The sequence below is a fragment of the Marichromatium sp. PS1 genome (assembly GCF_041155115.1).
GTDB lineage: Bacteria > Pseudomonadota > Gammaproteobacteria > Chromatiales > Chromatiaceae > Marichromatium > Marichromatium gracile.
Window position 1 is genome coordinate 335,506 of sequence record NZ_BAAFHB010000002.1, and the last position, 11,791, is coordinate 347,296.

The following is an 11,791-nucleotide window of genomic DNA, read 5'->3' on the forward strand; positions in this document are numbered from 1 at the left end:
CCCCCCCCTCGCGGACGCCCGCCCGGGCGTCCGCCCGCTCTCCCTTCCCGCAAAGATCTTGAACCCGGCGCCGCTTGCAGCGCACACTCCGTGTTCCGCCGAGCGGCGGATTCGCATCGAAGCACAACACAATCAAGCAGTGCGGAGGACGGACGAGATGAGTATCCACCAGGCGCAGATGCCGCTGTGTCAGCGCGACTTCTCCCAGCTCCTGATCATCGACGCCCAGGAACGGCTCGCCGCGGCGATGCCGCGCGACGAACTCGAGGGCGTCACCGCCAACATCCAGCGGCTGATCAGCGCCGCCAAGACGCTCGACATCCCGGTGATCGCCACCCAGCACAACTCGCGCGGGCTCGGGCAGATCATCGCACCGATCCGCGAGGCGCTGCCCGAGGCGGCCGAACCGACCGAGAAGACCGCCTTCTCCTGCTGTACCGCCCCCGGCTTCGAGCGCAACATCTCCGCCTCGCCGGAGCGGCGCCAACTGGTGGTGGTGGGCATGGAGGCGCACATCTGCATCGTGCAGACCGTCTCCGGGCTGCAGCGCTGGGGCTATCAGGTGTTCGTGCCCGCCGACGGCATCATCTCGCGCCACCCCGCCTACAAGCAGAACGTGCTCGAACGCATGCGCCACTGCGGCATCCAGGTGGTGTGCACCGAATCGGTCGGCTTCGAATGGCTGGGCGACTCGTCCGACGAGCAGTTCCGCGCCGTCTGGTCGTTGTTCAAGGAATAGAGCGGGGGATGGGGCCGGACGCAAGCCATCAACCATCGGTGGCTTGCGTCCGGACGCCGAGCGCAGCCCCATCGGAAGAGATGGTCGAGCATCAGGCGATCCTCGTCTCGGCGGACGTGACGGCTAGGCTGCGGAGCCTCTTACCGATGCGCGCGCATCGGCCAGGAAATCACCAATGAACGTCCTCCCAGACTCGATGGTTGGGACCGCCACGGCGAAAGGCCTCGAAGATGTCGGCGGCCAGCGCGCTGTCGATACCGCGACCACGATCCTCCACCTCCGTCGACAGACGCCGTCCACCTGCTGCAATGGCACCCGCAGATGACCAGGACCGGCATGGCGCAGGGCGTTTTCCAACAGCGCCATCCCGAGCGCGGCGACGATGGAACAAACGACCCCGACCACCACCACCCGCGAAGGCATCCAGGTTTCGGACATGCTGCCCGGCAGATAGGCCACGGCGATGGCATAGAAATCGCCCCGAGCCGGCGCTGCTCGGCAACCAGGGCGTCCCAGACGTCCCGCGACGCCGGCGTCTCCAGATGAAAGCGGAAGGGGCCTGATCGCCCTCGATCAGGGTCAGGATTCCGCCCGTCCGCAGCATGCCGCCTAGCCGGGCGAGCGCCGCCTCGGAGCGTATCAGGTGCTCCAGCAGGAAACAGACGAAGGCATGCTCGAAGACCTCCCCCGGTCAAGGGGTCCATGTTCAGATCGCCATGGACGAAGCCAAGGCTCCGTTCCCATCCGGCGAGACGCTCCCGGGCCAGATCCAGCTGACCGGTATCGACGTCCAGACAGATCGGATGGGTGCCGGGGTCGTGCTCCAGCAGGGCCAGGCTCTGCCGGCCGGGAAGCGGAGGCGGCGGTGCGGGCAGGGACGCAGGATCGCCGCCTGACCCGAGAGACGCTCGGCCTCGCGCGCCGAATCGCCGTGAATGGTGCCCATGGTTCCACCCTTTTCCGTTGCGCAAGGAAGAGACGGTGGCCGGTGCGCCCCCTTCGTCTTGAATGCTCTTGCAGCCCGCGGAACGGAGGACATGAGGCGCGCACCCGAATGGCGTGTGAAGGCCTTGACCCGACGACGGCCTCAGGGTCGATGCTCTTCCCCGACGCCGCTGAATCGGGCGCGCGTCCTGCAACCCACACACGGAGAATCGAGATGACCAAAGACCAGTGGATCGAGCTGCTCAAGGAGATCGGGATCGATGAAGACGGCATGCAGCGCTGGCATCGCTGCTTCGAGACCCGTTATCCGGACGGGCACCAGTCCTTCCTCGAATGGCTGAACGTCCCGCCCGACGAGATCCGCCGCATCCGCGCGAGCTGATCGCACCAGAGCGAGAGCGGCCGGGCGACACGCTCGGCCGCTCGCGTCAGAACCCTTGCCGGATCCGCATCATGACCGCTAGAACCTGGACCATCGGACAGGTCGCCCGCCGTTTCGGCCTGGCGCGCAGCACCCTCCTCCATTACGACGCCATCGGGCTGCTGGTCCCGAGCGGCCGCAGCGCCGCCCGCTATCGACTCTATTCGGAGCGCGATCTCGAACGGCTCGAAAAGATCCGTGCCTACCGGGCGACCGGTCTGGCACTGGAGACCATCGCCGAGCTGCTGCGGCACGAGGGCGAGGGACTGCGACCGATACTCGAAGGCAGACTCCTCGCCATCAACCGCGAGATCGAGCAGCTGCGCGACCAGCAGCGGCTCATCCTGCGTCTGCTTCAGACCGACGCCCAGGCACTGGACGTCCCCCTGGTCGACAAGGCGCTGTGGGTCTCGATGCTCCGCGCCGCCGGGCTCGACGAACAGGGTATGCGGCGCTGGCATCGCGCCTTCGAAGGCCAGGCGCCAGAGGCGCATGAGGCCTTCCTCGTCTCGCTCGGGATCGAGGCCGACGAGATTGCCGCCATCCGGGCCTGGTCGAGCGAGCCCGATCCACAGACGCCGGATTGAACGCATGCCTCCATTCGCCCCGGTCGAAACGGACGCAGGGCATGGACGTCCGGCCACCGAAGCACCGGTCTTTCGGCGACCGACAAACCCGAACCCATAAGGAGCCAGGAGACGCAAGAACAAACAGCCCCTTCGCTCGCTCACGACCTTCATCGTGACCTGGGCCATCATCGTCCTCATGATCGGGGAAGAGTTGGTCGCCCTCGCCGCTTGCGTCATGCGGCCCAGATCATCATTGCTCATCCGCAGAACATCTCCAGACGGCCATGGTCTGAGGCCCCATGCTCACCCCTTCGGCAAATACCCCTCGACCAACCCGATCAACCGCGCCAGCGCGCCGCGATTGGCCTCGACGAAGGCGCGGCCGTTGGCGCCGATCGCGGCGCGGCGCTCGGGGGCGGCGAGCCAGTCGGTGAGGCGCGCGGCCAAGGCCTCGCTGTCGGCGACCCGGGCGCAGCCGCCGAGGCCGATCAGGCGGGTGGTGATCTCGGCGAAGTTGAAGGTGTGCGGGCCGACCAGCGCCGGCACCCCGGCGACGGCGGCCTCGAGCAGGTTGTGACCGCCGACCGGCACCAGCGAGCCGCCGATGAAGGCGACGTCGACGGCGGCGATCAGCCCCGCCAACTCGCCCATGGTGTCGCCGAGCAGGACCTGGGCCTCGCTCACATCGGCGTCGGGATCGGTACGGCGCGCCAGGCGAAAGCCGTGGGTCTCGACCAGCGCGGCGACCTGATCGAAGCGCTCCGGGTGGCGCGGCACCAGCACCAGCAGCGCCTCGGGGTGGTGTTCGAGCACGCGGCGGTGGGCGGCGAGCACCCGCGCCTCCTCGCCCTCGTGGGTGCTGGCGGCGATCCACAGCGGACGCCCCTCGCCCCAGTGCGCGCGCAGCTCGGCACTGCGGGTCTCGCGTTCGGGGTCGTCGGCGACGTCGAACTTGACCGAGCCGGTCACCCGCACCCGCTCGGGCTCGGCGCCGAGCGCGTTGAAGCGACGCGCGTCGCCGCGCCCCTGGGCGGCGATCAGCGCGAAGCGGCGCAGCGTCGGCGCGGTGAGCCGGCCGAGCTGGGCATAGCCGCGCGCCGAGCGCGCCGACAGTCGGGCATTGACCAGCAGCGAGGGGATGCCGCGCTCGGCGCAGGCGTCGAGCATGTTCGGCCAGATCTCGGTCTCGATGACGATCAGCAGCCGGGGACGCGCCTGATCGAGGAAGCGCGCCTGCACCCCGGGCAGGTCGTAGGGGGTGTAGCGGTGCGCCACCCGCTCGCCGAACAGCGCGTGCAGCCGCTCGGCCCCGGTCGGGGTGGTGGTGGTGACCAGCACCCGACAGGTCGGGGTACGCGCGAGCAGGTGCTCGATGAGCCCGCGCGCGGCCAGCACCTCGCCGACCGAGACGGCGTGCACCCAGACCTCGACCGGCGGTGCGGGCACGCCGCGCGCCAGCCGTTCGCCGAGACGCAGCTCGCGCGCCGGTCGCGACAGCCCGCGCAGCACCAGGCGCAGTAGCACCAGCGGCAGGGTCAGACGCAGTACCAGGGTGTAGAGCAGTTGCAACAGTGTCCCCCTGAACGAGGGTTGGTCCTCGATCACCGACTCAGACATCGCGGATCGCCCCAATGATCCGGCTGGTCGAGCGCCCGGGCAGGAAGTCGAGCACCCGCACCTCGCCGCCGCGCGCGCGCACGCAGTCGGCCCCGGCGATCTCCTCGACGCGGTAGTCCCCGCCCTTGACCAGCACGTCCGGGCCGACGGCGCAGATCAGCGCCTCCGGGGTGTCCTCGGAGAAGGGACAGACCCAGTCGACCGAGGCCAGCCCGGCGAGCACCGCCATGCGCTGCTCGACGCCGTTGATCGGTCGCCCCTCGCCCTTGAGCCGGCGCACCGAGTCGTCGTCGTTGACCGCCACCACCAGCCGATCGCCGAGCGCGCGGGCCTGCTGCAGATAGGCGACATGACCCTCGTGGAGGATGTCGAAGCAGCCGTTGGTCATCACCACCCGCTCGCCGCGCGCGCGCGCCTCGGCCACGGTGTGCACCAGGGCGTCGCGATCGAGCAGGGTGCGCCACTCGCCGCCGCGATAGGCGCGCGCCAGTTCGCGCACGCCGACGCTGGCGGTGCCGAGCTTGGCCACCGCCAGCCCGGCGGCGCAGTTGGCCAGGGCGCAGGCGGCGGGCAGCGGCATGCCGGCGGCGAGCGCGGCGGCGAGCGCGGCGATCACGGTATCGCCCGCGCCGGTGACGTCGAACACCTCGCGTGCCTGGGTCGGCAGGTGCAACGCCTCGGCACCGGCGGCGAGCAGCAACATGCCGCGCTCGCCCAGGGTCACCAACAGCGCCTCCAGCGCCAGCTCGTCGCGCAGCCGCCCGGCGCGCGCGATCAGGGTGGCGTCGTCGGCGCAGACGCCGACCACCGCCTCCAGCTCGCCGCGATTGGGGGTGAGCAGGGTGGCGCCGCGATAGCGCGCGAAGTCCGATCCCTTGGGGTCGACCAGCACCGGCAGGCCACGGGCGCGGGCGCGCTCGATCAGCCGCTGCGGGTCGACCAGGGTGCCCTTGCCGTAGTCCGAGAGCAGCAGCAGCTGATGATGCGGCAGCGCGGCCTCGACCAGCGCCGGCAGCGGGTCCTCGGCCAGCGGCGCGAGCGGCTCCTCGAAGTCGAGCCGGATGAGCTGCTGGTGATGGCTGAGCACCCGCAGCTTGGTGATGGTCGGCACGTCGTCGCGACGGTGCAGGTGCAGCGCGACCCCGGCCTCGCGCAACGGCGCGCTCAGGCACTCGGCGGCCTCGTCGCGACCGGTGACCCCGGCCAGCGCGGTGCGCACGCCGAGCGCGGCGAGGTTGAGCGCGACGTTGGCCGCACCGCCGGGGCGGTCCTCGCGCCCGTCGATGCGCACCACCGGCACCGGGGCCTCGGGCGAGATACGACGGGTGCTGCCGCTCCAGTAGCGGTCGAGCATCAGATCGCCGGCCACGAGGATGCTGGCGCGGCCGAAGTCGGGGAGATCGGGAAGGGGGATCGGGCTCAAGCTGGACTCCGCAATCGCACGGGACAGATCCCTAACATGATCGCACGAGTTCCTCGATCGGGCGCGGTCGACCGACGCCGTAACCCTGAGCGTAATCGACGCCGATGCCGCGCAGCACCTCCAGCGTCTCCTCGCCGTCGACGAACTCGGCCACGGTGCGCATCCCCATCGCCTGACCGACCTCGTTGATCGAGCGCACCATGGTGCGGGCGATCGGGTTGACGGCGATGTCCTTGATGAACATGCCGTCGATCTTGATGAAGTCGACCGGCAGGTTCTTCAGATAGGCGAAGGAGGACAGCCCGCTGCCGAAGTCGTCGAGGGCGAAGCGACAGCCGAGCGCGCGCAGCGCCTCGATGAACTCGACGGCGTTGGTCATGTTGGAGATCGCCGCGGTCTCGGTGACCTCGAAGCAGAGCTTGGCGGCGATGGCCTCGTGGCGGTGCAGCCGCATGGCGATGCGATCGAGCAGCTGGGGATCGCTCAGCGAGTGACCGGAGAGGTTGATCGAGCACAGGCTGAGACCGTCGAGATGCTCGGGGTGATCGCCGAGCCAGGCGAGCGCCGTCTCCAGCACCCACTCGTCGATCCGCCCGATCAGGTGATAGCGCTCGGCGGCGGGCAGGAAGGCGCCGGGCATCACCGCCGCGCCGTCGTCGTCGTACATCCGCAGCAGCAGCTCGTAGTGCGCGCCGTCGCCGTCGCCGTTGACCGGCACGATCGGCTGGAAGGCGAGCCCGAAGCGCGCCTGCTCGAGCGCCAGGTTGATCCGCGACACCCACTGCATCTCGCCGTGACGGCGCGCCAGCTCGGCATCGTCGGCGGTATAGACATGGATGCGGTTGCGCCCGCCGTCCTTAGCCGCGTAACAGGCGCTGTCGGCGGCGCTGAGCAGCGAGACCAGGCCCTCGCTGGCGGCGTCGATCGACACCAGCCCGATGCTCACGCCGAGCCGGAAGCGCTTGTCGCCCCAGACGAAGTGGAAGTCGCCGACGGCCTTGCACAGCGCCTCGGCGACCCGGATCGCGCCGGCGTGCTCGCAGTCCTCCATCAGCACCCCGAACTCGTCGCCGCCGAGCCGCGCCAGGGTGTCCTGCTGACGGATGCAGGCGGCGAGCACGTGGGCGAGCTGGCGCAGCACCGCGTCGCCGGCGATGTGCCCGCAGGTGTCGTTGATCACCTTGAACTGATCGAGATCGAGATAGCAGAGCGCATGCTGGCGGCGCTCGCGCCGCGCCTCCTCGATCGCCCGCTGCAGTCGCTGCTCGAAGGCGCTGCGGTTGAGCAGCCCGGTGAGCGCGTCGAGACTGGCCTGACGGCGCAGCTCCTCGGAGAGTCGGTGGGCCTCGGTGTTGTCGAGCCAGGAGCCGACCAGCTCCACCGCCCGACCGTTGCCGTCGCACAACAGGCGCACGCTGTCGCGCACCCAGCGCCAGTCGCCGTCGCGATGACGCATGCGGTACTCGGCATTGGCCGCGCGCCCGGCATCGCCGTCGAACATGCCGTCGAGCACGGCGCGATCGTCCGGGTGTACCAGCCCCTCCCACACCAGCGCGCCGTTGACCAGTTGCTCGGGATCGTAGCCGAGCAGCTGGCGGAGGTTGTCGCTGACGAAGATGAAGCGCGCCGGGCGCCCCGGCTCGCGGGCATAGACCACCGCCGGGCTGGCGGCGATGACGTGGTGGAGCAGATCGAAGGAGCGGCGCATCGCCTCCTCGGCGCGACGGTGCGCGGCGAGGTCGCGGACCACCGCGAAGACCTCGCCGCCGACCGGCGTCTCGGTACCGGCGCCGAGCGCGAGCAGCTTGATCTCGACCGGCAACGGCGGCCCGCCGGCGCCGTCGAGCAGCTCCAGCTCGATGGCGCGCACCCGCCCCTCGGCGCTCTCACCCAGCTCATCCAGCAGGGCGCTGGCGCGACCCCGATGGCCGGGCGCGACCAGTTCGAGCAGCGGGCGCTCGAGCACGCTCTCGGGACGGCGCTGCAACAGCACCGCGATCCGATCGTTGACGAAGCGCACCCGGCCGGCGCCGTTGAGCAGGAAGACCAGGTCGGGCGAGGCGTGCACCAGGAAGCGGTGGAGACGCTCGGAGTCGCGCAGCCGCGCCTGCATGGTCGCCTGGGCGCGGGTCAGCGCGCCGCGCTCGCAGGCGCGCGCGATCGCCGCAAGCAGGGTGTCGAGCCGATAGGGCTTGGCGACGAAGTCACAGGCGCCATGACGCAGCGCGCGGGTCGCCTCGGCCACCGAGCGGGTGGCGCTGACCACCACCACGGCGATCTCCTCGCCGCGCTCGGCGAGCCGGTCGAGTACCTGCACGCCGTCGCCGACCGGCAGGATCAGGTCGAGCAGGATCAGGTCGAAGCGCTCGCCCTCGAGCTGCGCCAGGGCCTCGGCGACACCGGCGACGGCGCACACCGAGAAGCCCCGCGCCCCGAGCAGGCGCTCCAGGCTGGCGCGACTGCGCGGCTCGTCGTCGACCACCAGCAGGCGCCGGCAGCCGTCCTCGGCCAGCGTCGCGGGGGAAGGGGGTTGTCGATCGCTCATCGCTTCGCTCCGCCTCGCTCAGGGTCGGCGCAGCGGCAACAGGACCTGGAAGCGACAGCCGGCGCCAGGCCGACTGCGACAGCTCACCAGCCCTCCGGCCGCCTCGACCAGATTACGCACGATGGTCAGCCCCACCCCGGCATGTCCCGGCTTGGCGCTCTGTTGCGGCTGAAACAGGGTCTCCAGCCGTTCGGCGGCAAGCCCCGGGCCGTCGTCCTCGACCCGCAGCTCGACATGGGCACGACCGCCGACCCGCACCCCGTCCTCCAGCGCCACCTCGATCCGTCCGCCCTCGCCCAGCGCCTCGGCGGCGTTGCGCACCAGATTGACCACCACCTGACGCAGGGCGTCGCGCGCCAGACGCAGCGGCGGCAGCGAGTCGGGACAGGTACAGCTGAACGCGATCCCGCGCGGCCGACACAGCGCATGGTCGAGCACCCCGACGAGCCGGCGCAACGACTCGGCCGGATCGCCCTCGTCACCGTCGCCGGCGGCCTCGTCGCCGTCGACCAGACGCACCAGGATGGTCCCGACCCGTTCCAGCTCCTCGCGCAGCACCAGCAGGTCGGCATTGGCCTCGGCGTCGTCTGCAAGACGCTGGGCGAGCAGTTCGAGATAGTTCTGGGCGATGCTCAGCGGGTTGCCCGCCTCGTGCACCACCTGACGCAATCGCGCCCGTTCGAGCAGCGCGCGCTCCTGCGCGGCGCGCTGGTGCAGCAGGCGCTGCTCGCGCTGGCGCGCCAGCGCCCGGCCACAGACCTCGCCGAAGGTCCGCAGCAGCCGCTCGCGCGCGCGCAGCCGGGCGAGCTGCGCCGCGCTCGGCGCCAGCACCAGCACCGCGCCGGGCTCGCCGGCGGCGCGCAGCGGCAGACAATAGAGCGCCTCGGCGCCGGCGGCGAGCTGGTGTTCGAGCACCCCGGGCCCGTCGTCCGCGAGCAGCGTCGAGCAGGGCTCGCCGGCGAGTGCGCGAGCGGGCAGGTGCTCACCGTCGGCGGCACAGTCGATCGCCGCGAACCCGGGATCGGCCATCAGCGGATCGCGACCGCGCAAGCGCCCGTCCTCAGCCACCAGGAAGCGCGCCCGATCGATGCCGAACAGCACCACCACGCAGCGCGCGATGGTCGCGAGCAGCACGTCCTCGTCCTCGGCGCGGGCGAGCTGGCCGTCGAGCCCGTCGACCAGCGCGCGATCGCACAGCGCACGCGTCAACGGCGCGCCCGGCGCGGCGCCGCTCTCGAACCCCAGCGCCGCGCACAGCGGCTCGACCTGTTGCACGGCCTCGCGATGCAGCCGTTGCGCCAGCGCCGGGGTCAGGCCGAACAGCGCATCGGCCAGCGCCAGGGCCTCGGACTCGCGCCAGTGCGGACTGTCGAGTGCGTTGGCCAGATGCACCAGACGCAGCGCCGGCGGCGCGTCGGCGAGCGCCGCGAGCGGGGCGTGATGATGGCGCGCGGCCATCACCAGCGGCGCCGGCAACCGCCAGGCGCCGAGCAACGCAGCGCCCACGGCGCAGTGATCGACACCGAGCCGTTCGCGCTCGCACGCGAGCAGACGCGCGGCATCACCCTCGCCCGCGCCTTCGGGCGGCCACTCACCGCGCTGGGTGGCGATCACCAGACGACCGATGTCGTGCAGCAGACCGGCAAGATAGAGCCGCTCGGGCACATCGATGGAGAGGGTATGGGCCAGGGCGCGGGCGAGCGCGGCGGTGACCAGGGCATGACGCCAGAAGGCGGCGAGCGTCGCGGCGGACAGCGCGCGCTCCGGGGCCAAGGCCTGGACCAGCGCGGTGGTCAGGGCGATGGTCTTGATGGTGTCGAGCCCGAGGGTGACCAGCACCCGTTCGAGCGAGACGAAGGTGGGCGCACGACGGCGGAAGGCGGCGGAGTTGGCGATCGCCAGCATCCGCGTGGTCAGCGACGGGTCGCGCGCGCAGATCCGCGCCAGGGTCTCGAACTCGACGGCCTCGTCGACGAAGGCATCGAGCAGTTCGAGCAGCACCAGGGGTGGCGAGGGCAGCGCGTCGAGCGCGCTCGGATCGATATCCATGCTTGCTGTGGCCATAGAACGAACACCGCAGATCGATCGTCGGGGGATCGCTCCAGGTCATCGCTCCATGGTGTGCCCGCAGCGCATGATTCACGCGAAAAGTGTAATGAATTTCACCCGCTCATTCACCCGCCAATCGCGCCCGCCAGCTCACCAGATCGCGCTTGGGGGCGTGCTTGACCGCGACCTTCCACCAGAAACCGAGCAGGTCGTCGCCGAAGGAGATCGCCTTGCGCGGCAGCGCCAGCGGATGATCGGCGCGGGTCGCGGCACCGCGCAGACAGGTCGTCGCCGAGCGATAGCCGGCGGCGGCGGCAAGCCCCGGGGTGTGGTGATCGAAGCTGCCGAAGGGATAGCAGAGATGCTGCACCGGGGCGCCGAGCAGGTCCTCGAGCCGTGCACGACTGGCGCCCAGCTCCTCGGCCTGACGCGCAGGCGGGCACTCGCCGAGCTTGACGTGATTGGCGGTGTGCGAGCCGATGGTGATGCCAGCGGCATGGATCTCGCGCAGCGCGGCGGCGTCCATCAGCTCGGGGACCGGGCGGCCTGGGTCCTTGGCGAACCACTCGGCGCGCCGCCCGACCCAGTCGCTGATGACATAGACGGTGGCCGGGAAGCCGTGACGCGCGAGCACCGGCAGGGCGTGGTCGACGAAGTTGCGATAACCGTCGTCGAAGGTCAGTACCACCGAGCGCGGCGCCAGCGCGCGCTCGCCGCGCAGCCCGGCGAGCGCCTCGTCGAGCCCGATCACCCGATAGCCGAGACGCGCGAGCAACGCCATCTGCGCGCTGAAGCGACGGCGATCGCAGTAGTTGGCGCGATGTGCGCGCATCGGCGCGAAATCGCCGACCTGGTGATACATCAGGATCGAGAGACGGGGCTCGCTCATGGTGACACTCGTGCGATGGGGATGAGTGCCAAGGATACCGTCGCCGGCGATCGCGATCAGTCGCGATCCTGCGCCAGCGCCGCCAGCAACCCCTCGACCAGCTGCAGCGGGGTGGGCGGGCAGCCGGGGATGCGCACGTCGACCGGGATCACCCGCTCGACCGCGCCGCAGCTGGCATAGCTCTCGCCGAACTCGCCGCCGTCGCAGGCGCAGTCGCCGGCGGCGATGACGAACTTGGGCGCGGGCATGGCGCGCCAGGTGCGACGCAGCGCCTGTTCCATGTGACGCGACACCGGCCCGGTGACCAGCAGCGCGTCGGCATGACGCGGCGAGGCGCAGAAGCGGATGCCGAAGCGTTCGAGGTCGTAGTAGGCGTTGGCGAGGGCGTGGATCTCGATCTCGCAACCACCGCAGGAACCGGCATCGACCTGACGGATCGCGAGGCTGTGGCCGAACCGCGCGTCGACCCGGCGGCGCAGCTCGATGCCGAGACGTTCGAGGCCGGCGGCGTCGGGACGCGCGACCGGCTCGGTGCGCAGCCCGGTGCGAACGATCTGGTTGAGGATGCGGAACATGGTTCAGTGCCTGTCGATG

The 11,791-nt window shown here is 70.8% G+C and carries 9 protein-coding genes; 3 read left to right on the top strand and 6 right to left on the bottom strand.

Annotated elements, in window-relative coordinates; all coding sequences use genetic code 11:
- The first annotated feature begins 157 nt into the window (after positions 1 to 157).
- The 3 genes from ACAM26_RS02785 (at position 158) to ACAM26_RS02795 (ending at position 2,692) form a co-directional block, all read left to right on the top strand.
- Positions 158 to 739: an isochorismatase family protein gene (locus ACAM26_RS02785; RefSeq protein ID WP_369613085.1), complete on the top strand. Its 582-nt coding sequence runs from the start codon at positions 158 to 160 to the stop codon at positions 737 to 739.
- A 1,159-nt stretch (positions 740 to 1,898) separates the two neighbouring features.
- Entirely contained in the window at positions 1,899 to 2,066 is a 168-nt protein-coding gene (locus ACAM26_RS02790; RefSeq protein ID WP_165913408.1) for a hypothetical protein, read from the top strand.
- A 71-nt stretch (positions 2,067 to 2,137) separates the two neighbouring features.
- The gene (locus tag ACAM26_RS02795; RefSeq protein ID WP_123143273.1) at positions 2,138 to 2,692 is read left to right on the top strand and encodes a MerR family transcriptional regulator; all 555 of its coding nucleotides are present in this window, start codon (positions 2,138 to 2,140) and stop codon (positions 2,690 to 2,692) included.
- Positions 2,693 to 2,977: 285 nt separating this feature from the next.
- On the opposite strand, the gene waaA is transcribed toward ACAM26_RS02795, so the two are convergent.
- From waaA to ACAM26_RS02825, 6 genes are all read right to left on the bottom strand, one after another.
- The gene (gene waaA, locus ACAM26_RS02800) at positions 2,978 to 4,291 is read right to left on the bottom strand and encodes a lipid IV(A) 3-deoxy-D-manno-octulosonic acid transferase (protein WP_369613086.1); all 1,314 of its coding nucleotides are present in this window, start codon (positions 4,289 to 4,291) and stop codon (positions 2,978 to 2,980) included.
- On the bottom strand, positions 4,284 to 5,714 hold the full coding sequence (gene hldE / locus ACAM26_RS02805; RefSeq protein ID WP_123139034.1) for a bifunctional D-glycero-beta-D-manno-heptose-7-phosphate kinase/D-glycero-beta-D-manno-heptose 1-phosphate adenylyltransferase HldE: 1,431 nt from the start codon (positions 5,712 to 5,714) through the stop codon (positions 4,284 to 4,286). Before hldE ends, waaA begins: the two co-directional genes overlap by 8 nt.
- Positions 5,715 to 5,745: 31 nt before the next feature.
- Positions 5,746 to 8,259 carry an EAL domain-containing protein gene (locus ACAM26_RS02810; RefSeq protein ID WP_369613087.1) on the bottom strand — a complete coding sequence of 838 codons (2,514 nt, stop codon included), beginning with the start codon at positions 8,257 to 8,259 and terminating at the stop codon, positions 5,746 to 5,748.
- A gap of 18 nt (positions 8,260 to 8,277) precedes the next feature.
- Positions 8,278 to 10,323, bottom strand: coding sequence for an HDOD domain-containing protein (locus ACAM26_RS02815; protein ID WP_369613088.1), 2,046 nt, complete (start codon positions 10,321 to 10,323; stop codon positions 8,278 to 8,280).
- A gap of 106 nt (positions 10,324 to 10,429) precedes the next feature.
- Positions 10,430 to 11,197 carry a polysaccharide deacetylase family protein gene (locus ACAM26_RS02820; RefSeq protein ID WP_369613089.1) on the bottom strand — a complete coding sequence of 256 codons (768 nt, stop codon included), beginning with the start codon at positions 11,195 to 11,197 and terminating at the stop codon, positions 10,430 to 10,432.
- A gap of 56 nt (positions 11,198 to 11,253) precedes the next feature.
- On the bottom strand, positions 11,254 to 11,772 hold the full coding sequence (locus ACAM26_RS02825) for an NADH-quinone oxidoreductase subunit B family protein (RefSeq protein WP_062272728.1): 519 nt from the start codon (positions 11,770 to 11,772) through the stop codon (positions 11,254 to 11,256).
- Positions 11,773 to 11,791: the final 19 nt, after the last annotated feature.

Bases quoted from the DNA above. Each gene is read 5' to 3' on its own strand.
- ACAM26_RS02785 (WP_369613085.1), top strand. From the start codon at position 158: ATGAGTATCCACCAGGCGCAGATGCCGCTGTGTCAGCGCGACTTCTCC.
- ACAM26_RS02790 (WP_165913408.1), top strand. From the start codon at position 1,899: ATGACCAAAGACCAGTGGATCGAGCTGCTCAAGGAGATCGGGATCGAT.
- ACAM26_RS02795 (WP_123143273.1), top strand. From the start codon at position 2,138: ATGACCGCTAGAACCTGGACCATCGGACAGGTCGCCCGCCGTTTCGGC.
- waaA (WP_369613086.1), bottom strand. From the start codon at position 4,291: ATGTCTGAGTCGGTGATCGAGGACCAACCCTCGTTCAGGGGGACACTG.
- ACAM26_RS02810 (WP_369613087.1), bottom strand. From the start codon at position 8,259: ATGAGCGATCGACAACCCCCTTCCCCCGCGACGCTGGCCGAGGACGGC.
- ACAM26_RS02815 (WP_369613088.1), bottom strand. From the start codon at position 10,323: ATGGCCACAGCAAGCATGGATATCGATCCGAGCGCGCTCGACGCGCTG.
- ACAM26_RS02820 (WP_369613089.1), bottom strand. From the start codon at position 11,197: ATGAGCGAGCCCCGTCTCTCGATCCTGATGTATCACCAGGTCGGCGAT.
- ACAM26_RS02825 (WP_062272728.1), bottom strand. From the start codon at position 11,772: ATGTTCCGCATCCTCAACCAGATCGTTCGCACCGGGCTGCGCACCGAG.